We start from the raw sequence: 22,576 nt of genomic DNA, 5'->3' as shown, positions 1-22,576 counted from the left end.
CTCCTTCTTATTTCGTCAATTGATGTCTAAATGCATAAATAACCGCCTGTGTCCGGTCACTGACATTTAGCTTATTTAATATATTACTCACATGTGTCTTTACTGTTTTGAGGGCAATAAACAATTCATCTGCAATCTCTTGATTACTTTTCCCCTCTGCAATTAATAACAAAATTTCAGACTCTCTTTCTGTTAACTCCTCATGCAAAGGTTGTTCTTTCTTCTGACGCATACGAGACATCATTTTACCAGTAACTTTTGGCTCTAATACCGTTTCTCCATCATAAGTAGCTCGTACAGCGTCTGCTATATCACTCGCTCTTGATGTTTTTAATAAATAACTGGTCGCCCCAGCCTCAATAACAGGGTACAATTTCTCATCATCTAAAAAGCTCGTTACAACTACAATTTTCGCTTCTGGCCATTCCTGAATAATAGCACGTGTTGCTTCAACCCCATCCATCTCATCCATGACAAGGTCCATCAAAATAATATCTGGTCTTAATTGCAGTGCTAACTCTGAACCTTTTCTTCCATTTTCAGCTTCTCCAACTACTTCAATATCTGGTTGCGTTGATAAATATGCTGATACACCCATTCGAACCATTTCATGATCATCCACTAGTAATACCTTTATCATAACTCTCCCCCTCTCTCAATCATAATCGGTACTTTCACTTCTATTTGTGTACCTTTATTTGGAAAACTAAGCACTTTTAATGTACCACCAATTTCATGAACTCGCTCTTGCATTGATCTTAAACCATACGAACCAGCCTTATTGACCCCTACTTTAAAACCGACACCATCATCAATAATTTTCAATATTGCATATTGCTCAATTTTGCGTAAACGTACTTCCGTTTTCTTTGCCTTCGCATGTCGTAAAGTATTAGACAGCGCCTCTTGTACAATACGGAATAAATGATCTTCTACACCTTTTTTCAATTCTATTGGCTCAATTAACCATTCAATTTTCATATGTTGCTTTCTAGACAGTTCTGTTAACAATTCTTCTATACCCTCAGTTAGTTTCTTACCTTCTAACTGCACTGGGCGTAAATGAAGAAGCAATGCTCTCATTTCTGACTGTGCATTTACAACCATATTTTCAACGAGATGTAACTGCTTTTTCGTCGTTTCTGGAATTTCAGCTACTTGCTCATTAATAGCCGACATCATCATCGACATTGCAAAAAGCTGCTGACTTACAGAATCATGCAGCTCCCTCGCCAATCGATGCCTTTCCTGGGATATCGCTTCTTGTCTCATCTCTTCATTCCAATGAGCTCGTTCATTCGTTACTTTTTGAAAGAGTCCAGCTTGCTCCTCTAATCGACGAGCAAGGCCGATTACTTTTCGTTCCACTTCATGAAATTCATCATCTGCAGTAAACGAAACATCGCTCGGAAAATTCCCTCGCTCCACTTCAAATAGAAAAGTATTTAATCCTTGTACACGCTGCTCTATATAGTAACCGATTGCATATCCTACAATTCCCCCGATAAGTAAACTTGTAGTCATAATAAACAAGCCAATTGGAACAGAAGCGATGGATTCCTTCCATAATAAATCATACACTTGTTGCTCGCTTTTCCATACGTATACAATTGTACAAATAAGTGCGATACTAACAGAGGACAACATAGAATAACGAATATACATCCATGAAATATTTTTTTGTTTTTTCATTATACTTTCCTCACTTCCGTATCGCCTACGACAAGCGAAGAAATAATTTTAATACGACGAGGAGCCTCTCTATACTGCTCTGTTCTAAATGTAACATTGCGGTTAAATCCTGTTTCCTCATGACCTGGCAGAAGCACACGTCCGACAATAACAGAATGATTTAAAGACAGTTCAATATCATATGGCACATATAAACGAATATTACCAACTACACCTCGAATAACAATTACCGTTTCTCCCTCTGGAATCATCGCGGTTGTTAAATCAATCTCGACATCACAAGCACCATATTGGACGTTAATATCCTCAAGTTCATAAATATGATCCATCATTCGTACATTACCTACGAACATATTTTTTATATACGGTTCTGTACGATATATTTGTTTTTCTTCATCTATATATCCCTTTTCTTTAATTTCAACTTTCATTGCTTTTTGCTGATGTCCTTGTTGAATCAGTTGATAACCAATTAAAGCTAAACAAGCAAATACGACAAGAACAAATGCTGCTGATGAAAATAAGAAGAATAAAAATACGATACCACCAACAAATAAAAATACATTTCCCCGTACATAACGATTCTTCTTACGATAATGCCTTCCAAACATAAGCATAATAAATGCAAAAATGAGACCACCTGGTTCAAAATGTCCAAGTATCATATCAAGAAAAAGACCGAATCCAAATATGATGAGGAGCATCCCCATTAATTGTGTTTTTGAAAAATGCTTCTTCATTTCAGCTCCCCCCTCCTTGTCACATATACATAGAAGAAAAGGCATTGCTTTCCAACACCTTTTCTCCTATCACTATATCATAAGCCTGTTTTATAATATACTACTATTATTTTGTTAACTCTTTCGTTAACGATACATCATTCTTTTCTTTCATTTCACGCTCAAGCTTTGCAATCTTCATATCAAATGTGTCACGTTCATGCTCCTCATTTATACGAGATTCTAAGTCGTGAATATGATCTTCAATTTCTTCAAAGCGTAAGAATGGATTATTTTCATCCATTTTATGCATCGCTGTATTCATACGACGATTTGCATGTGCCATATTTTCACGTGCCATTAATTCCATACGTTTTGCGTGCATTTCTTTTAATTTATTTTTCATCTCAGCAAGACGACGCTCTAACTCATCAATTTGATCTACAACACCTGCATACATTTCTTCTAATCGAGTTACTTGCCCTTCATAATACGCTACTTCTTCTAACGCACGCTCATGTAGTTGTAATTCGCCTGCTTCTTGAGCGACGATCGCTTGCTTTGATCTTTTATTAACGAAATAACGTGCTTGCTCAAGCTCACGAGCGAAATTAGATTTTAATGTTTTGTGGCGCTCAATTAACTTCTCAATTTTTGTTATTTCACGCTCACTATCGCGTAAATATTGGTTTAACATCGCGATTGGATTTTTTCTTTCTTTCTCATCTAACACATTATGAAAATCTGCTAAAATTGCATCGCGTACACGTCCGAATAAAGATTGTTTCATTATAATCTTCCTCTCTTCTACTTTATCAATTTGATTTGGTTTTTATTTGGTTTTTATTTGGTTTTTATTAGTTTTTCATTAACTTGTTCCACTCATCTTCAAAGTTGCTATATGGTTTAGAACTTTCTGGTGCAGAATCAACAACTACATTTTTTTCTTTTTTCCACTCACGGTATCCGTAGTATAAAACTACTAATGCTGCGATACCGATTAATGCTGGGGAGTGCGAAAGTGCAATGGATAAACCAATTAAACCTACAATACCCCAAGCTAACTTTCCAAAAAACGATTGTGCTCGCACAAATGATTTATAGCTCCAGTACACAACTCCTGCTCCGATTGCGAATCCTACAATACCAGCAAGACTACCAAGAGCAATTAAAGCCAAAATACCGGCCGCGATAAACGCTAGAAATTGTTTCATCTTGTGCTTGCCTCCCTTCGATTTGATACTCTTATCTTAACTATTTTTTCACTTTTCCATAACGAGCTTAAGAACTGTTTTCGACTCAGACTTAAGACCGAGTTGCATTCAGCCTTTTGTAAAAATATGCGATAAAATAGGATGATTCACTCTTTTATCGCACATAAAAAGCCGTACAGAGAACATTCTCTGTACGGCTTTCGTTATTTTTAATAAACTTCATTTTTCATTATGCTGTTTTATGATACTCTTTCTTTCCCGCCACTTTAGAAAATCTCGGGAAACCAATTAATATAGAAATGATTCCACATACTCCAACTAAGATCGGATAAAATGCATATGGTAACAATTCAATCGGAGATAACGCCGCAAATCCTGCTGCCGTTAACATTTGCGCACCATACGGAATTAATCCTTGCACACAGCATGAGAAAAGATCTAATACACTCGCTGATTTACGAGGATCAATTTCATATTGATCTGCAATGTTTTTCGCAAGTGGACCTGTAAAGATAATAGAAATTGTATTATTCGCTGTACACATATTCGTCATACCTACTAAACCAGCGATACCGAACTCTGCTCCTTTTTTTGAACGAATGTTACGCGTTAAAATATTCATTAAATATTGAATGCCACCATTATATTGAATCAGTTCGACCATACCGCCAATTAAAATAGCAAGTAATACTAACTCCATCATACCGCCCATTCCAGACGTTACACTTTTAAAGAAACTCTCTAACGTGTAACTTCCATCTAAAAGACCGATAACGCCAGATAGTACAGTTCCACCAGTTAACACAATAAGTACATTCCAACCAAGCAATGCTGTAATAAGTACTCCTGCATACGGTAAAATCTTTATCCAGTCAAAGCTATGCGCTTTAATCTGCGTATCGCTTCCTAAAGTAATGATTACTAATAGTACAATTGTAATAATAGCCGCTGGTAATACAATTAAAAAGTTCGTTTTAAACTTATCTTTCATTTCTGTTCCTTGCGAACGTACAGCTGCGATTGTTGTATCTGAAATAAATGATAAATTATCACCAAACATCGCTCCGCCAACAACAGTAGCCATCGTAAGTGCAATTGAGATATCAGTTTGCCCACTAATACCTACAGCAATCGGTGCTAATGCAGCAATTGTTCCCATTGAAGTTCCCATCGCTAATGAAATAAATGCCCCTATAACAAAAATTCCAGCTACGATAAATCCTTGCGGTAAAATGGATAACGCTAAGTTAACTGTAGAATCAACGCCACCCATCCCTTTTGCTGTTTCAGAAAATGCTCCTGCAAGCACAAAAATTAGAACCATAATCATAATATCTGGGTTCCCTGCACCTTTAGCAAATCGTTCTACTTTTACATTAAAGCTTTCTTTACGATTCATTGCTAAAGCGACCCCAACAGCAATTGAAATTGCTACAAGTATCGGCAATTTATAGAAATCACCTGTAATAATTCCAGAACCAATAAATAGCGCCAAAAATATCCCAAGTGGTAATAAAGCCAAACCATTTCCTCTCGTTTCTTTCAAAGTACCATCTCTCCCTAGTTTCAACCTTTTTCTAATGAATAACAAAAGACCTCTTCCAATGAGAAGAGGTCTTATACATCTATAAGAAACGCTCTTCTCATCTTTCAAGCACATGCTTGCTGGATTTGGCACAGCACTCTGAAATCGAGTCCGCTGCCGAGGCATCGTAGGGCCAGTCCCTCCGCCTCTCTTTATAAGAAGGTTTCATATTTATTTTTTATAATAATTTCTTCCCTAACTTTACTCGCTTACAAAACAAAAGTCAATTATTTTTTGTATAGATTTTTTTGGTAATTATGCAAAAATTCGAATACAACAATCATTTTAACTTTTTGATTTCTTCTTCCAATATTGAAATCCAATAATATTCACTATTTTTTATTGCATCTATTATCCATTTCGTAGTGTACCAAGCTAACTCATACTCTTCTTTTGTAACATCGCCACTTTTATAAGCATCCTCTAGCTCATCTTCATCTAGTACATATATTTTACCGTTCGGTAATAACACTACATCTAAATATAAATCATCAAAATACGGTAAACCACGTTCGTCAATTTTATATTCTTTCGCCACATCGATATAATATTGCACTAATTTTTTCTGATCATCTAACATAGCTGTAATCGCAAAGTTTTTCCCGTCTATGAAATATTGAATCCACGTATATTGATTCCCTGCAATACAAAGTTTTTTACCATCATATTCTTTACAACTAGGTTCTCTTACCTTTTTTATTTCTAATATCCCTAGCATTCCTTCTTCTACTTGCTTAACCGTATAATCCTTCTCTATTAGTCGCTTCCACGAAGAACCGTCACCATATTTACGTTTCATTACGTCCGCTTCCCTTCTATATAGAAAAGCCCCCACATATTATGTGAGAGCTTGTTCAAATTATAATTAAGCTGCTTGCTTATTAGAAATTTCTTTCAAGTAGGCTTGTCCTTTTTCAGCGTCATACTGACCTTCCCACTTAGACATAACTACAGCTGCTAAAGAGTTACCTACAACGTTAACTGCTGTACGAGCCATATCTAAAATACGGTCAATACCAGCGATAAAGGCTAAACCTTCAGCTGGAATACCTACTGTACCAAGTGTTGCTAATAATACAACGAATGATACGCCCGGTACACCCGCAATACCTTTTGATGTAACCATTAATACAAGTAATAATGTAATTTGTTGAGAAATAGATAAATCAATACCGTACATTTGCGCTAAGAAAATAGCTGCAATTGCTTGATATAAAGTTGATCCATCTAAGTTAAATGAATAACCTGTCGGAATAACGAAAGATGTAATTGCTTTCGGACAACCGAACTTCTCCATTTTCTCCATGATTTTCGGTAAAACTGTTTCTGAACTTGCTGTAGAGTATGCTAAGATCAGTTCGTCTTTCAAAATCTTAAAGAATTGGAAAATGTTAATTCCAAATATTTTCGCTGTAAGTCCTAAGACAACTACAACGAAGAAGATCATTGCTCCATATACGACAATTAGTAATTTCCCTAATGGAATTAATGACGCAAGACCAAATGTAGAAACTGTAACACCGATTAGCGCAAATACACCAAATGGTGCAAATTTCATAACTTGGTTAGTCACGTAGAACATCGCATCTGCTACACCTTGGAAAAATTGAAGAACCGGTCTTCCTCTTTCACCAATTGCTGCTACACCTAAACCAAATAATACAGAGAAGAAGATAATAGCAAGCATATCTCCGTCAGCTAATGACTTCATAATGTTCGTTGGAACAATATTTACAAATGTATCTGCAAATGAATGACTTTGTACCTGCTCTGTCGTATGTGTATATTTCGAAATATCTGTCTTTGTTAACTGATCCATATTTACGCCTTTTCCTGGTTGGAAAATATTCGCTATTAATAGACCAACAACAATTGCAAGTGTTGTAATAATTTCAAAATAAATAATTGTTTTTCCGCCTAGTCGGCCTAGTTTTTTAACATCACCAACACCAGCAACCCCAACAACAATACTTGCTACAACAATCGGTACAACGATCATTTTAATTAATCGGATGAAAATATCACCAATTGGTTGTAAGTACTTCACAACAGCTGGATTATCAAAGAAAATCGCACCAACTGCAATACCTAACGCAAGACCAATTAATATTTGCCATGCAAGTCCTATTCTTTTCATATTTGTTGTAACCCCCTCTTCGATGTGTCACTCTACCTCTCATTCTATATTTATAAAACTTGAAATTAAGAGTATTACATATTATTCGACAATTCACTACATTTTGTCCCTGTTAAAAATCATAAATCAAAAAATTAAATCTGACAACAAAATAACTTTTCCTGAACACAAATAATTTTCTTGACAAAAACAAAACCCATGTCAGAAAACCTCACATGAGAACGATTCCTTATCAGTGTTTTATTGGATTCCTATCTGCTATTTTACTATATAAAACAAATACATTTTCCCTTTATTTTACAATAAAATCCAAAAAATACATCCTTGTTGAACGAATAAAAAAGCGCATCCAACATGACAATTACCGTTGAAAAATGATAAATTCCGACAAAACTTAGCAATTTTATAAAATTTTCTTTACATTATGGTTACAACGATAGACACTCTTCTTCTTATGATATATAACATTCATAGGGAAAGGAGCCAGACAACCATGAAAAAGAAATTTGCAGCGTTTAGTGTTTTAGCAGCAGGAACGTTTTTTGTTTCTCCGCTACTTTCACCCGTATATGCTGAAACGAATCAAGATAAATTATCTAATATTCAATCTGAATTAGAAGGAAAACAAAATGACTTACAAAATAAATCAGCTGAGAAAGACCAAATAGAAAAAGAAATTCAAGAATTACAAAAGAAAATTGACGACTTAACTACTTCTATTAATAAAAACGAAGCTGAATTAAACGATACAAAAAAAGAAATTAATAAAACACAACAAGTAATCGCTGAAAAAAAGAAACATATAGAGCAATTACAAACAAACATAGATACGCGTCAGGAAGTTATTAAGCAACGTTTGCAATCTATGCAAGAAAAACCTCGTACAAATATTATTACAGAGGTAATAACAACTTCTACAAATATCGCTGATCTTGTTGATAATATGTACTCTGTAAGTTTAATTTTAAACAACGATACAGATATTGTGAAAAAACAAACAATTGATCAAAATGCTGTGGCGAAAGAAAAAGAGGCTGTTGAGAAAAAAGAGCAACAACTGAAAGAATCCGGGCAAAAATTAGAACAAAAACAGCAAGAATTACAAAATAACCAGCAACAGCAGCAAACCTTTATTAACGATCTACATACGAAAGTAGCAAAAGTAGATTCAGAGATTGAAGGATTAGAAGAATCTAAAGGCATTTTAGAAAACCAGCGTCAAGCTGTTCAAAAAGCAATTGAAGAAGAAAAACGTGCTGAAGAGGCTCGTAAAGCTGAAGAAGCTCGCAAGGCAGAAGAAGCTCGTAAACAAGCTACTACATCTGCTCAAACAGCTCAAGCAGCTCCAACACCACACGATACAAATATTGGCGGATTTATTAAGCCAGCAGCTGGATCAAAAACTTCTGGGTTTGGTGTGCGCTCTATAGATAACCATAAGGGAATCGATATCGCAGCTTCAGGAACCGTTCCAATTATTGCCGCTGCTGATGGCGTTGTTATCCGCTCGGAATTATCATCTAGTTACGGAAACGTTGTGTACTTATCTCACCGTATAAATGGAAAAACATATACGACAGTATATGCTCATATGAGTAGCCGTTCTGTATCAAATGGACAAACTGTAAAACAAGGCACTCAACTTGGATTTATGGGTAATACTGGCCAATCATACGGACAACATTTACACTTCGAACTTCACCTTGGAGAATGGAATGTCGGTAAGACAAACGCAGTAGATCCATCTCCTTATATCGGATTATAAAAAAACTCGGTGCACACCGAGTTTTTTATTTATCCTTCACACAATATAGGCATTCTACATAGACTACAACTAAATGCCTATATTTTACGGGGTGAATCATATGAATACACAATTACAACAAAAAATAGAAGAAGCTAGAGAAACTTACATCGGCCGGCTATTTACATTTGGCGGCTCAGCATTATTTTTAATCGGATCATTTATCGCAGTCGTCACAGCCTATAAAGCATATAATCGTTTATTAAATACACCTACAACATAATAAAAAGACGGAGAAATCTCCGTCTTTTTATTATGCAAACATTTTAAATACGCCTATCGCATTTAAAAATACAATAATTACAGTTACTGGAATAACATAACGAAGCAAGAAGAACCAAATATTAAATAATGTTTTCCCTTTCGTTTCCGTAACTTCTAATTCTTTCATTAACATCTCTTTACTCATTTTATTTGGTACGAATAGCGAAATGGCTAGTACTCCGAGCGGCAGTAATACATTACTTACCGAAAAATCAACGAAATCAAAGAATGTCTTACCAAATATTTTCACATCACTCATAATTCCAAACGATAATGCTGACGGGATTCCAACTGCAAAAATAAGAATACCAATTAATAATGATGCTGACGGACGCTTCTTCTCATTACCTTTTGCAACAGATGCTACTACAATTTCAAGCATTGAAATTGCTGATGTTAAAGTCGCAAAGAAGAATAAAATTAAAAACATAACAAAGAAAAATTGTCCAAATGGTATTTTTGCAAATACTGCCGGAAGGACGATAAACAGTAATCCTGGCCCTTCAGTCGGCTTAACGCCTAATGCGAAAATCGCTGGGAAAATTGCTAATCCTGCAAGTACTGTAACAAAAACAGTTAAACTTACAATAGATGTTGCTGATTTCGCTAAATGTTCTTCTTTCTTCAAGTACGAACTATACGTGACCATTACTGACGCACCTACTGTTAGTGAGAAGAACGATTGTCCCATCGCGTATAAAATCGTATCTGCTGTCAGCTTTGAGAAATCTGGTTTTAAGAAGAACTCTACCCCAGCCATAGCACCATCAAGTGTTAACGCACGAATAATGATAGCAATAAATAAAATGAATAATAGCGGCATCATGTACTTACTTGCTTTTTCTATGCCTTTTTCTACACCTTTACTAACAACAAAAATGGTACAAAGCATAAAGATGAATTGCGCTCCAATCGCGCTTACTGGATTTGAAATCGTTTCACCAAACAATTTTCCATAATCAACAACACCATTCCAGAAGCTCCCTGTAACACTATAGTATAAGTACAGTAAAATCCATCCACCTACAACACTATAAAAAGAGAGTACACTAAAACAAGTAACAACTCCCATGCGACCAATCCAAGGATATAACTTGCTATTTGGCACCAATACTTTATACGCTGTAACTGCCTCTTTTTGCGTACTACGTCCAATAACAAATTCAGCTAAAAGAAGCGGCATACCTATAAATACAGTTAATAGTAAAAATACAAGGAAGAATGCGCCTCCCCCACCATTACCTGCAACATATGGAAATTTCCATATGGCACCAAGACCTACTGCGGCTCCGGCTGCTGCGAGTACAAAGCCTATTTTCGACGTCCATTGCTGTGTTTCTTTCATCATAAATTCTCCTTTTCTGAATATTTAAACTTTTATTAATTATACACTTTCATTTCATACTCGCACACCTCCTTTAGAAAATAAAAAAGTCCCCTACACGCAAATATGCATGTAGAGGACGATATATGTAATGTAAATACCGTGGTACCACCTCAATTGGATTGATAAATCCCACTTGTTCAAGTACAGGAAAATTCCGATACTCTATCCTTTTAACGGCGGAACCCGGGTTGCCTACTACAATGTTCAACATACCTCTCGCAAGCCCATTCTGTATATTTTATCGTACCGGGCTCACACCTTACCCCAGCTCTCTGAACGTATCAAATATACATACTCTTCTTGCTCATCGATTTCATTTATTGAAGTTACTTGTGATTATAAATTATATTTTTATAGTTGTAAAGTACAATTTATTCATTATCCTATATGAACTCTTCTCTCTAATTCTTGTAAAAACAATTCTCTTTTTTGTTCATTTTGAACATATATCGACTTTAATACTTCTTGCAACAATATATTTCTCTCTCTTTTCTCTATTTGTAATTCTTTCACTTTTATTCTAACTTCGTATAAAAAATCAAGATACGATTCATACGCCTCATCATATTTATTCGCGATATCATCACGTATTTTTTTTGCCAGTTTCGGACTTGCTCCTCCAGTAGAAACAGCCACATTCAGTAATCCACGATGAATCGCCGCCGGAAAATGAACATTGCCACTTTCCGGGTTCGTAATAATATTTACTAATTGATTCTCTGTGCTATCTTCAGCAATTTGTTCATTTAATACGGCATCACTACTCGCTGCAACAACTAAAAAAGCACCTTGAATATCACTTTTTTCATACTCCCTTTGATACCAACGAATTTGCTTTTCTTCCACTAGTTTCACTAAATTCGCATCCAATTCAGGACTTATCACAATTATATCCGCACCTTGTTTTAGTAAAGGAATAATTTTAAATCCCGCGACTTTCCCTCCACCAATGACAACAACACGTTTCTTCTCAACTCGCACTGTAAGTGGATACATATTGATCTCCCTTCAATAATTTCTTCGTTTTCTGAATTAACATATATTGAAACGCTTCATTCTTTCCTAAATACGGACTTATTTTTATCTCATCCGACTCATATTGGCGCACTTCTTTTTCAATATGTTTCATAAGTAAACCTGTAAATAATAAGTAAGGCAGTACAACGATATTCTTTTCTTTTCGTTCAACAACTTCCTTTAACTTCTCCTCAAATTTTGGCTCGGCAGCCGCTAAATAACAAACCTCTACTTTTTTAATTTTCTCTTCATGTTGAAATAAAGAAGCGATCCAGTTTATATCTCTTAATACGTCAGGATCACTACTCCCTCTTGCAACGAGAAGTAGCGTCACTTCATTCTTATCTTCCTGCTCAATACCACTTCCGCTATACACCGATTTCACAAGTGTTTCTGATACACCAAACGGGTTACCATAGGTCACTTTAACATTCGAAAATTGATTATTTAACTTTTCCAATTCAAACGGTATATCTTTTTTTACATGACCTGCCGCTAATAAAAAAACTGGAATAACAATAATCTCTGTAGCACCACGCTTCACACATGTACGGAACCCTTCATCAATCGTTGGACTCGCTAACTCTAAAAAACAAACTTCTTGAATACTTGCCTCTACACGGTTCATGCATGACGTAATAAATGCAACCGCTTCTTCTTTAGCTGCTTTCAAACGACTTCCATGACATATATATAAGATGGCTTTCATTTTATAACACTCCACTTACTTGATAGGTACTTTCTGTCTGTTTCTCAAACCAATGGATTTTTTCTCTAAAACGGACCACTTCTCCAATTACAATCATGCTCGGATTTTGAATTTGTTCTTTTTTTGCAACATCCACAATTGTTCCTAACGTCCCAACAACTGTGCGCTGCATTGATGTCGTTCCCCATTCAATAATAGCAGCAGGTGTACTTTTGTCTTTTCCATGCTTCATTAGTTGTTCACATATGTAGGGTAAATTGCTAACCCCCATATATACAGCTAAAGTCTCTACACCTTTCGCTAAATTTTCCCACTTCACTTCTTCTTGAACACCTTCTTTCCGATGCCCTGTCACAATAGCAAAACTTGCACTTGCATCACGATGTGTCACTGGAATGCCAGCATAAGCAGGAGCAGCTATTCCGGCTGAAATACCAGGAACGATTTCAAATGGTACACCTTGCTTTGCTAACGCTTCAGCTTCTTCTCCTCCTCTACCAAATACAAATGGATCGCCGCCCTTAAGCCTCGTTACAACTTTTCCCTTTTTCGCATATTTAATAAGAAACGTATTAATCGTCTCTTGCTTCATCGTGTGATAATTTGGTAGTTTTCCGCAATAAATTAAATCTGCTTCAGGCTTTGCGTATGAAAGTAACTCTTTATTCACGAGACGGTCGTATAAAATAACGTCTGCCTTCTCAATACATTTCAACCCTTTCACAGTAATTAAATCTGGATCACCAGGACCTGCACCAACGATATAAACCTTCCCCATCATCTCTCCTCATTTCTACTATTAAAGTGAAACTTCCATCCTTATATACGAATGGAAGTTTTCATTATTTCGTATTACCTTTTCCCTACTCATGAATAACAAATGCCGCACCTTTTCGAATCTTCTTTTTTTCAAATAGGGAAATCTCCTTTACTTCTGGTAACGGTAAAAAATGCTTTTCAAGTTCCATTTCCGCGAGCTTAAATGCCTGTTCTTCACTTTGAGCAACAACAACAATCGGAACAATACTATTTACTAACACAGCTTCAAATCGATATAAATCCATATTGTCCCTCCTAAGACGCTATTACTTCTTCTAACACGGTATTTAACGCTATTTGTAATGTCTCTATACCAACACGACCCACAAAATCATAAAACGTTTCAGCTGGTAATTTATTCTCTTTGAAATAACTTATAAATGATGCAAGTACATCAGGTAGATCCTCGCCATCTATTTTCCCTTTTAACTTTTGATTGTAAGCACCGCCATCTAACAACGTTCCACCTACGTATATTTCAAATGCTTCAACAATTCCTTTTTCCTTCGTTTTCATTTTCACCCCTTGTAATCCAATGTCAGCAATTTGACGTTGCCCACATGAATTCGGGCATCCTACCATATGAATACGAACTGGAACATCGAGTGCAATTTGTGTATCTAAGTACTCTGCGATTTTGCGTAATCTTTCTTTCGTTTCTACTAAAGCAAGATTGCAATACTCAATACCGGTACAGGAAACCGCATGACCAATAAATGATTTCGGACTTGCTGATATCGCTTCAAACAACGGCTCATTTAGTAAACCTGTTACATTTTTTGGCGGAACATTCGGAATAATGAAGTTTTGCGAATTACATGTACGAATCTGTCCATTTCCATACTGCTTAGCAATTCTTGCAATCTCAAACATTTCTTCTGCATGTAGACGTCCTACCGGCACATTAAAACCTACATATTTTAGTCCATCTTGTTTTTGGTCTTGAACACCATAGAAGTATCCTGCATTCCATCCTTTGAGAGCACTTTCTCCCTTACTTTGTAAAGGCCCTGTATACTCTATCAGTTTCTCTTTAAATTTCTCTGCTCCCCAGTCTGCAACAAGAAATTTCAAACGAGCTAAATGACGTTTTTCGCGGTATCCAAAATCACGGAATATCGTAGCAATCGCAATCGCTACCGTCTTCACTTCTTCTGGTAAAACAAATACATCTAATTCATCAGCTAAATATGGACGAGCTGATAATCCACCGCCTACTTTTATATGAAAACCAACTTTTTTCTCGCCATCTATTTCTTTCGTAGCAGGTGTAAATGCAACACAGTTAATCTCTGCGTTTGCTGAGTTATAAATGTTAGAACTAATAGACATTTTAAATTTACGGGGTAAGTTAGAAAACTCTTCATTATGTTGGAAATAGTCATATACCTCTTTCACAATACCAGTTGTATCAAACAGTTCATTTGCATCAATGCCAGCAAGTGGATTCCCCGTAATATTACGCGTTATATCACCACAGGCCCCAGCTGAAGATAACCCAACTCTCGCTAATCTTTTAAAAATATCTGGCATTTGATGAATTTCTAACCAGTGAAACTGAATCGCCTGTCTTGTCGTAATATCTATTACGTCACGCCCATAATCCTCAGCGATAGAAGCAAGCACTTCTGCCTGTGCATTCGTAATAATCCCTGATGGAATATTTACACGCATCATAAAATAACCAGCTTCTTTGGGACGTTGTAAATACAACCCTGCCCATTTGAATGCGTCCCACTCTTCTTTCGGAATAGATTCGAAGCCATTCTCTGCATAGTAAGGAATATCATTAAAGATTTCCAATCCATCTTTTTTTAATTTATTTTTCTCAGTTTGATTTAACTTTTCATTGTTAGCCCATACTTTTTCATAACTCATTTTTTATCCCCCTATATAAAACTACGCTCTTGTAAGTACTTCACAATTTGTTCTGCACATTCTTCAATAGAATACTTGTGCGTTTCTACAATTAATTCCGCTTGTTCTGGTTCCTCATACGGTGAATCAACACCAGTAAATTCTTTAATATCACCTTGTCTTGCTTTTTTGTAAAGCCCTTTCGGATCACGCTTCTCACACTCTTCAATTGGACACTTTACAAACACTTCTATAAACTCATCTACAGCTAATAAATCCCTAACTTGTTTTCGGTCTACTCGAAATGGTGAAATAAACGCTGTAAGAACAACAGTACCTTGATCTACAAATAGCTTCGCCACTTCGCCAATCCGTCTTATATTTTCCATACGATCACTTTCAGAAAAACCTAAGTCTTTATTTAAACCGTGGCGTATATTATCTCCATCTAGTACATAGTTTCCAATATTCTTTTCAAATAGTTTACGAGCAACTGCGTTCGCCACCGTAGATTTACCTGAAGCTGATAGACCAGTAAACCAAACTACAAAACTATGATGCCCACTTTTTACTCTTCTCTCATCTTTTGAAACAGATGCTGTATGCCAAGTAATATTCGTATCCATCTCATTCTCTCCCTATTCTGTTACTACTTCTTTTTTCAAACCTTTAATTAGCACTTCCACTACTTCTTTACGACTAAATGTACTCGGGGGAACCTCACCGTTTCTTAATAGCTCTCTTACTTTTGTACCTGATAAAATGACATGATCCTCTTTTCCGTGCGGGCATGTTTTCGTCGAAGCCATCGCTTCGCATTTCGTGCAGTAAAAACTATGTTCAAAAAATAACGGTGTAATCCCTAACTCTTCCACTGTAAAGTTTGTAAAAATTTCTTGTGCTTCATAAGTCCCATAATAATCTCCTACTCCTGCATGATCGCGCCCTACGATAAAGTGGGTGCATCCAAAATTCTTTCTGACTAATGCATGGAATATCGCTTCCCTCGGTCCTGCGTAACGCATTGCTGCAGGAAATACACCTAAAAAGACACGATCTTTCGGATAATAGTTTTGAAGTAATACTTCATAGCTTTCCATCCTTACATCAGCAGGAATATCGTCCGACTTCGTTTCCCCAACGAGAGGATTTAAAAAGAGGCCATCTACAATTTCAAGGGCAGATTTTTGAATGTATTCATGGGCACGATGTACCGGATTTCTCGTTTGAAATCCAACCACTGTTTTCCAACCACGTTTTTTAAATTCTTCCCTCGTTTCAATTGGATCTAAATGATAAGAAGGAAACGGATTATTTTCAAAGCGTTTCGTAAGAATAATAGCTCCACCAACGTAAACGTTCGGTCGCTCATATAATTTTTTCACTCCTGGATGAGCCTCATCCTTCGTTTTATACACAAGTAACGCTTCTTTTTCCTTGTCTGGTACAAAAATATCTTCTATTTGAATGACACCATATACATTTCCGGCGTTAACAAGTTTTACTTCCTCTCCAGCTTTCAGACTCTCTGCTACTTCTTCTGTTACCGGTAATGTAATCGGTATACTCCATACGCTCCCGTTTGCTAAGCGAAGCGTTTCTACGACCGAATCATAATCTTTCTTTCCTAAAAAACCAATAAGCGGGCTATATCCCCCTGTCGCTAATAGCTCTAAATCACTTAACGCAATGTTGTCTAGTTGAATTTCTTTTTCAATTTGTGATACGTCGTATGTCTCGTCTATACGGTTTACTAATTCGTTTCTTATACTCATTTTCTATACCCTCTCTTAGTTTTATTTTCAAATTCATCTTATTGGTAATGAAGACCACATTCTGTTTTCACTTTCCCAGACCATCTACCATCTCTCGAATCGCCCCCCTCATCTACAGGTAACGTACACTTCTCACACCCAATACTTGGATATCCAATATCATGCAGCGGGTTATACGGCAAGCTATGTTTGTATACATATCGCCATACTTCTTTCCACGTCCAATGAATGAGTGGACAAACTTTAATCGATTGAAAACGATGATCTTGATTTATAAACTTTGTATGCTTACGTGTTTCTGATTGTTCCCTCCTTAAGCCCGAAATCCACGCTTTTTCCGCTGCTAATGATTTTTCTAACGGTAAAATTTTTCTAATTTTACAACAAAGGTTCGGATTACTTTCCCATAATTTCTCACCATGCAACCTCGCTTGTTCATCAAGTGTAAGTTCCGGCTGTTTTTCTATAATATTTAATGAAGGAAATCGTTCCCGCACTTTTTGAATTAATTCATACGTTTCTCGAAAATGAACATTTGTATCTAAAAATACAACTTTAGCAGATGGATTTACTTGGTTTATAAGATGCAGTAATACCATCCCTTCCACTCCGAAGCTACATGCGTATACAATTTCACTTTTATATTCTTTATAAGCCCAACTTAATACTGATAGCGCGCCTTTCGTTTCATCTTCTTCTGAAAATGAAACATTATTTTCTTCCCACGTTTCATACGTCAACATGTTCTTTCCCCCTGTAAAAGCAAAAAGACGGTTTTAACCTAATATAATAGGTTAAAACCGCCTCTAGTTTTTCTAGTCAGCGCTTTTTACTTTAAACGTACCTTTTCACTTTTCTCTAATTGAATGACTTTCCCATCTTGCACAACAATTGTAATTGAACCATATTTCATATCAGCAAGCATCGCTTGAATTTTCTCAGATACTTCCTCAAAATGTTCCCGTACACTCACGCGAACAGCCCCCCTTTTTATTCATAAAAAAAATCTTTCCCATTTCGAAAAGACTGTTCGGTAATATATTTTACCTTATCTTTCAAAATGGATTCCATTTTGCTGGATTTAGCACCTTGCTTTCTATAAGCAGGTTGCCGAGCTTCTTCGGGCCAGTTCCCTCCGCTTCTCTTGATAAGCTTTGTATTTGTATTTTATCACAATTCTGATTTTTTTCAATCCTAGTTTTCCGATATATTTTAATTATTTTATTTTACAAAAAAGGAATTGCCCATCCGAACAACTCCTTTTCTCTATTTAAACAAGTTCTTTTATACGTATGCGATCGTTCCCAATAATATTTTCATATGTTTCGCGTTCTACAACAATTTGTGATGTGCCGCCTTTCGCGAAGACGACAGCTGGTCTACGAATCCGATTATAATTATTCGCCATCGAGTACCCGTATGCCCCTGTACAAGAAATTGCTAGTAAATCGGCAGAAGCAACTTTCGGTAGAGTAATATCCCAAATTAACATATCTCCACTCTCACAGCACTTCCCAGCAATCGAAACAAGTTCCTCATTCTCATCATTTCCTCGATTCGCTAACATCGCTTCATAACGAGCGTTATATAAAGCAGGTCTTAAATTATCAGTCATCCCACCATCCACTGATACATATTTCCGAATACCAGGAATGTCTTTCACAGATCCGACTGTATAAATTGTCGTTCCAGCATCACCTACAATACTACGTCCTGGTTCAACCCATATTTCTGGCAAGGGATAATTACATACTGTAAATTGTTCCCTCACTGCACTTGTTACAGCTCGCACATATGTCTCAAGAGTTAATGGCGTATCTGACTCTGTGTAGCGTATTCCGAATCCTCCGCCTACATTTAATACTTTTACTACATAGTTCGCGCGTTCTCTCACCTGTTCTAAAAATTGATGAAGAACTTCAATCGCTCGAACAAATCCAGCCGTTTCAAATATTTGCGATCCGATATGTGAATGGATTCCTAACACATTATAATTTGATTTTTGTAAAGCAAGCTCAATTGCTTGCATCGCTTGACCATTTGAAACTCCAAACCCAAATTTCGAATCATCTTGACCTGTTGTAATATATTCATGTGTGTGCGCCTCTACTCCAGGCGTTACACGGATTAATATGTTCACAAATTTCCCATGTTGCACTGCTAGATCATGCAAAATTTCTAATTCTAAGAAATTATCTACGACAAAACAACCAATATTTGCCTGCAGAGCCATCACGATTTCTTCTTCTGTTTTATTATTGCCGTGAAAATGAATACGAGATGCTGGAAATCCCGCTTGAAGCGCAGTATATAATTCCCCACCAGAAACAACATCTAATGACATATTCTCTTCACGAGCTACTCGGCACATCTCCATGCACAAGAACGCCTTGCTTGCATATGCTACTTGATAAGAGAAACCACTTTCTTTAAACGCACGATGAAACGCGCGGCACTTTCCTCGAATAGACTCTTCATCGTATACATAAAGTGGTGTTCCGTATTGTTTTGCTAGCTGCGTCGTATCGCACCCTCCAATTTCTAAGTGTCCTTGCCCATTGATTCGGCTTGTGCCGTGTAAATACATTTGAATTCCTCCCTTATTTCCTCTAAAACTCATAACCCCAATCTTCTATTCATTGCAGCACGCTTTTAGATAGACAAAAAACGCGCGGAACAATGTTCACACGCGTTTCTTATTAGGAAAAATATATATTGAAAAAATAAACGAGTTGTTATCTCCTCAAAATAAGAAACCGCATCAACATCTCCAAATAGCTCTCCATAAAAGAAATCTTATGACAGTACTACATTTATTCAATGTAGTCCCAATATATGAATAAGATGGTTATTCTTATATTTCGGCAATAGTCCCTTTCAACCTATGATCACAGATTCCATTAAATCTCCCATAGCTTACTCTTTCCTATCGCGGCCTCTACCTTTGAGAGTAGATGAGGTAAGTCTATTTAATTTTCAAACATCTAATTGTTGCTATTAACAATACCAAAGGACCATTTTATTTGTCAAACAATTTTTTATATTGTTTTTTTACAGTTTAATTTCGTATCATTTGGTAAGCGCTTTACTGAAATCTTTGACACTTCCCATTCGCCTTCTTCATTATTAAATGTAATCGTTACCTTCTCAAATGGTGGAGCAATTTTCCCAGCAACTCGTTCATACTTCGTTACTTCAATACTTGCTTGAAATAAATATGTACCACTATACACTTTTTTTAAACTAATAATTTTAGGACATTGATAAGGTTTCAAATTCCCATATTGTTTTTCAATTGCTTTATTTATTTTCGGAAATAAAACAGAATAAAGGGCATCTTCCATAAGAGGTGCATCATATTGGGCTACCGACACACTCGGTGAAGCAAAAAGTATAACACTACTGCATACTATAAAATATAATAATTTTCGCATTATAACCTCCGTATTATTACACGATTCTTTCTGCGCACGATAATTATCATACATAGAAACTCCATTTTATTGTCTCCCACTGCCCTTTTTCTACTCAATTATTATAAAAAAGCCCACAACTCTCTTTTATTTTCGTATAATGATACTCATAGTATAATAAACATAATAACAAAGGACTGTTCGTATATATAAAATGAGGCGCTAACCAAACCGGCTCACAAGAACTGTCATGCTTTTTAGGAGAGGAGTATATTATGCTACAACGTCTGTTTCCAAAACTGCGATTTGCACTCGTTGCAGTCGTTTTATTATGGATAAAAACATATATTGTGTACAAGCTCGCATTTGATATTAAAATTGATAATTTCTTTGAAGAATTTATGCTTTTTATTAATCCGCTAGCTGCGTTACTTTTATTTTTCGGTTTTGCTTTACTTGCATCTAAGCACCGAAACCGAATTATAATTGGAATCAGTTTTATACTGTCCTTTATTTTATTTGGAAATGCAATGTTTTATGGGTTTTATAACGATTTCGTTACGTTCCCAGTTTTATTCCAAACAAATAATATGGCTGACTTAGGGACAAGTATAAAAGAACTCTTTACGTACAAAACATTACTTTTATTTGCAGATGCGATTATTTTAATGTTTCTTTCGCGTAAATTCCCGGCATTTTGTGACAAGACGCCGCTTTCTCGCACTGAGAAGCGAACTTTCTTTAGCGGTGTAACAGCTTTATTAGCACTACAAATTGTTGTTTCAGTTATTTATAAACCACAAATGTTCTCACGCTCATTTGATCGTCAAACTGTCGTGAAAAATTTAGGTTTATACACATATCATCTATTTGATATTACACTTCAATCTAAATCTTCAGCTGAACGTGTATTTGCAAGTGGTGACGGGTTCTCTGAAATAAAAAACTATACAGACTCAAAAGATAAGCAAGTTGATAAAAACTTATTTGGAGCTGCAAAAGGTAAAAATGTAATTTTGATTTCAATGGAATCTACACAAAGTTTTGTTATTAATAAAAAAATAAATGGAAAAGAAATTACTCCATTTTTAAATGAATTTATTAAAGATAGTTTTTATTTCGATAACTTCTATCATCAAACAGGACAAGGTAAAACTTCTGATGCTGAATTTATCGTTGAAAATTCACTTTATCCGCTAGACCGCGGTTCTGTATTCTTTACTCACGCAACAAATGAATATACAGCTACACCAGAACAATTAAAAAAATACGGATATTCTTCTGCTGTCTTCCATTCCAACGATAAAACGTTTTGGAATCGTGATGTAATGTATCCTGCACTTGGATATGATCGTTACTTTAATTTAAATGATTACGTAGGCACAGAACAAATGTCTGTCGGTTGGGGATTAAAAGATAAAGAGTTCTTTGAACAATCGATTCCAAAGCTAAAATCTTTACCACAACCGTTCTATACAAAATTTATTACTTTAACAAACCATTTTCCATTTCTTCTAAATCCAGAAGATCAATATGTTGATGAGTTTAATTCGGAAAGTGGTGTTGTAAACCGCTACTTCCCAACCGTTCGTTACACGGATGAAGCTCTGAAATTATTTATTAAACAATTAAAAGACGAAGGACTGTATGATAATTCCGTTATTGTCATTTATGGAGATCATTACGGTATTTCTGAAAACCATAACGCAGCTATGGCTCAGTTCCTTGGGAAAGACGCTATTACACCGTTTGATTCTATGCAATTACAACGCGTCCCTCTCATTATTCATGTACCTGGTCAAGAAGGAAAAGTCATTTCTAAAGTATCTGGTCAAATTGATATTAAACCAACGCTACTTCATTTACTTGGTATTAAAACAAATCAATCAGTTGAATTTGGAACTGACCTATTTATTAAAGAAGAAGATCCACTTATGGTAATGCGTGATGGTAGCTTCGTTTCGGAAAACTATGTTTATACAAAAAACATGTGCTATAAACGAAATACAGGTGAAGAAGCGGACATTTCATTATGTCAACCAAATATTGAAAAAGCAAAAACTGAATTGAAACTCTCCGACAAACTCATTTATGGAGACTTATTACGTTTCGACCCTAACAATCGTTATAAAACCGGAACAATGACAACGAAATTTGAATAGCGCCAGAAGCAACTTTTATAAA

General features: G+C 36.0%; 23 protein-coding genes, 3 riboswitches and 1 other annotated feature. Of the genes, 3 read left to right on the top strand and 20 right to left on the bottom strand.

All coding sequences use genetic code 11. The annotated features are described in order from the left end of the window. Positions 1-7: 7 nt before the first annotated feature. The 8 genes from J0835_RS07340 to gltP form a co-directional block, all read right to left on the bottom strand. On the bottom strand, positions 8-640 hold the full coding sequence (locus J0835_RS07340; RefSeq protein WP_000598709.1) for a response regulator: 633 nt from the start codon (positions 638-640) through the stop codon (positions 8-10). Then, on the bottom strand, positions 637-1,692 hold the full coding sequence (locus J0835_RS07335; protein ID WP_087979950.1) for a sensor histidine kinase: 1,056 nt from the start codon (positions 1,690-1,692) through the stop codon (positions 637-639). Before J0835_RS07335 ends, J0835_RS07340 begins: the two co-directional genes overlap by 4 nt. Then, entirely contained in the window at positions 1,692-2,432 is a 741-nt protein-coding gene (gene liaF / locus J0835_RS07330; protein WP_087979949.1) for a cell wall-active antibiotics response protein LiaF, read from the bottom strand. Before liaF ends, J0835_RS07335 begins: the two co-directional genes overlap by 1 nt. Positions 2,433-2,538: 106 nt before the next feature. Continuing rightward, positions 2,539-3,201: a PspA/IM30 family protein gene (locus J0835_RS07325; protein ID WP_087979948.1), complete on the bottom strand. Its 663-nt coding sequence runs from the start codon at positions 3,199-3,201 to the stop codon at positions 2,539-2,541. A 67-nt stretch (positions 3,202-3,268) separates the two neighbouring features. Then, positions 3,269-3,625 carry a lmo0954 family membrane protein gene (locus J0835_RS07320; protein WP_048370510.1) on the bottom strand — a complete coding sequence of 119 codons (357 nt, stop codon included), beginning with the start codon at positions 3,623-3,625 and terminating at the stop codon, positions 3,269-3,271. 229 nt (positions 3,626-3,854) lie between these two features. Next, a complete protein-coding gene (locus J0835_RS07315; RefSeq protein ID WP_087979947.1) occupies positions 3,855-5,171 on the bottom strand; it encodes a Na+/H+ antiporter NhaC family protein in 1,317 nt (438 codons plus the stop codon). Positions 5,172-5,265: 94 nt separating this feature from the next. Continuing rightward, a riboswitch (SAM riboswitch) is annotated at positions 5,266-5,371 on the bottom strand. Between the two features lie 119 nt (positions 5,372-5,490). Beyond that, complete coding sequence (locus tag J0835_RS07310) at positions 5,491-6,009, bottom strand: DUF402 domain-containing protein (RefSeq protein WP_087979946.1); 519 nt, start codon at positions 6,007-6,009, stop codon at positions 5,491-5,493. A gap of 66 nt (positions 6,010-6,075) precedes the next feature. Next, positions 6,076-7,347 carry a glutamate/aspartate:proton symporter GltP gene (gene gltP / locus J0835_RS07305; RefSeq protein WP_061678636.1) on the bottom strand — a complete coding sequence of 424 codons (1,272 nt, stop codon included), beginning with the start codon at positions 7,345-7,347 and terminating at the stop codon, positions 6,076-6,078. A 493-nt stretch (positions 7,348-7,840) separates the two neighbouring features. On the opposite strand from gltP, the gene J0835_RS07300 reads away from it, so the two are divergent. Together J0835_RS07300 and J0835_RS07295 are read left to right on the top strand one after the other, a co-directional pair. Beyond that, positions 7,841-9,112 (top strand): murein hydrolase activator EnvC family protein, encoded by a 1,272-nt coding sequence (locus J0835_RS07300; RefSeq protein ID WP_087979945.1) that lies wholly within the window; start codon positions 7,841-7,843, stop codon positions 9,110-9,112. Positions 9,113-9,212: 100 nt separating this feature from the next. Next, positions 9,213-9,374, top strand: a complete 162-nt coding sequence (locus J0835_RS07295; protein WP_001096003.1) for a hypothetical protein — start codon at positions 9,213-9,215, stop codon at positions 9,372-9,374. Positions 9,375-9,404: 30 nt separating this feature from the next. Here the strand turns inward: J0835_RS07295 and J0835_RS07290 are convergent, their stop codons facing one another. The 12 genes from J0835_RS07290 to J0835_RS07235 form a co-directional block, all read right to left on the bottom strand. Continuing rightward, complete coding sequence (locus J0835_RS07290; RefSeq protein WP_140386711.1) at positions 9,405-10,760, bottom strand: sodium-dependent transporter; 1,356 nt, start codon at positions 10,758-10,760, stop codon at positions 9,405-9,407. 111 nt (positions 10,761-10,871) lie between these two features. Continuing rightward, positions 10,872-11,119: a binding site (T-box leader), on the bottom strand. 61 nt (positions 11,120-11,180) lie between these two features. Then, complete coding sequence (locus tag J0835_RS07285; protein ID WP_087979943.1) at positions 11,181-11,798, bottom strand: NAD(P)-binding protein; 618 nt, start codon at positions 11,796-11,798, stop codon at positions 11,181-11,183. Further along, positions 11,773-12,528, bottom strand: coding sequence for a sirohydrochlorin chelatase (locus J0835_RS07280; RefSeq protein WP_087979942.1), 756 nt, complete (start codon positions 12,526-12,528; stop codon positions 11,773-11,775). Before J0835_RS07280 ends, J0835_RS07285 begins: the two co-directional genes overlap by 26 nt. Before the next feature lies 1 nt (position 12,529). Beyond that, the gene (gene cobA, locus J0835_RS07275; RefSeq protein WP_087979941.1) at positions 12,530-13,306 is read right to left on the bottom strand and encodes a uroporphyrinogen-III C-methyltransferase; all 777 of its coding nucleotides are present in this window, start codon (positions 13,304-13,306) and stop codon (positions 12,530-12,532) included. A gap of 85 nt (positions 13,307-13,391) precedes the next feature. Further along, positions 13,392-13,592, bottom strand: coding sequence for a DUF3906 family protein (locus J0835_RS07270; RefSeq protein WP_000366917.1), 201 nt, complete (start codon positions 13,590-13,592; stop codon positions 13,392-13,394). Positions 13,593-13,602: 10 nt separating this feature from the next. Further along, on the bottom strand, positions 13,603-15,225 hold the full coding sequence (locus tag J0835_RS07265) for a nitrite/sulfite reductase (protein WP_087979940.1): 1,623 nt from the start codon (positions 15,223-15,225) through the stop codon (positions 13,603-13,605). 11 nt (positions 15,226-15,236) lie between these two features. Beyond that, the gene (cysC, locus tag J0835_RS07260; RefSeq protein WP_087979939.1) at positions 15,237-15,830 is read right to left on the bottom strand and encodes an adenylyl-sulfate kinase; all 594 of its coding nucleotides are present in this window, start codon (positions 15,828-15,830) and stop codon (positions 15,237-15,239) included. Positions 15,831-15,842: 12 nt separating this feature from the next. After that, the gene (gene sat, locus J0835_RS07255) at positions 15,843-16,979 is read right to left on the bottom strand and encodes a sulfate adenylyltransferase (RefSeq protein ID WP_087979938.1); all 1,137 of its coding nucleotides are present in this window, start codon (positions 16,977-16,979) and stop codon (positions 15,843-15,845) included. 38 nt (positions 16,980-17,017) lie between these two features. Beyond that, positions 17,018-17,722 carry a phosphoadenylyl-sulfate reductase gene (locus J0835_RS07250; protein WP_087979937.1) on the bottom strand — a complete coding sequence of 235 codons (705 nt, stop codon included), beginning with the start codon at positions 17,720-17,722 and terminating at the stop codon, positions 17,018-17,020. Positions 17,723-17,808: 86 nt separating this feature from the next. After that, positions 17,809-17,952 (bottom strand): YezD family protein, encoded by a 144-nt coding sequence (locus J0835_RS07245; RefSeq protein WP_000116163.1) that lies wholly within the window; start codon positions 17,950-17,952, stop codon positions 17,809-17,811. Positions 17,953-18,024: 72 nt separating this feature from the next. Beyond that, positions 18,025-18,133: riboswitch (SAM riboswitch) on the bottom strand. 116 nt (positions 18,134-18,249) lie between these two features. After that, positions 18,250-19,566: a diaminopimelate decarboxylase gene (gene lysA, locus J0835_RS07240; RefSeq protein ID WP_087979936.1), complete on the bottom strand. Its 1,317-nt coding sequence runs from the start codon at positions 19,564-19,566 to the stop codon at positions 18,250-18,252. Positions 19,567-19,746: 180 nt separating this feature from the next. Continuing rightward, positions 19,747-19,928: riboswitch (Lysine riboswitch) on the bottom strand. Between the two features lie 89 nt (positions 19,929-20,017). Further along, positions 20,018-20,413, bottom strand: a complete 396-nt coding sequence (locus tag J0835_RS07235; protein WP_170957616.1) for a DUF3888 domain-containing protein — start codon at positions 20,411-20,413, stop codon at positions 20,018-20,020. A 254-nt stretch (positions 20,414-20,667) separates the two neighbouring features. On the opposite strand from J0835_RS07235, the gene J0835_RS07230 reads away from it, so the two are divergent. Beyond that, a complete protein-coding gene (locus tag J0835_RS07230; protein WP_076536219.1) occupies positions 20,668-22,554 on the top strand; it encodes an LTA synthase family protein in 1,887 nt (628 codons plus the stop codon). Positions 22,555-22,576: the final 22 nt, after the last annotated feature.

This window comes from Bacillus cereus group sp. Sample62 (assembly GCF_036851315.1).
GTDB classification, from domain to species: Bacteria; Bacillota; Bacilli; order Bacillales; family Bacillaceae_G; genus Bacillus_A; species Bacillus_A wiedmannii.
Note: the sequence above shows the minus strand (reverse complement) of the source record. Positions and strands in the feature narration are given on the sequence as shown.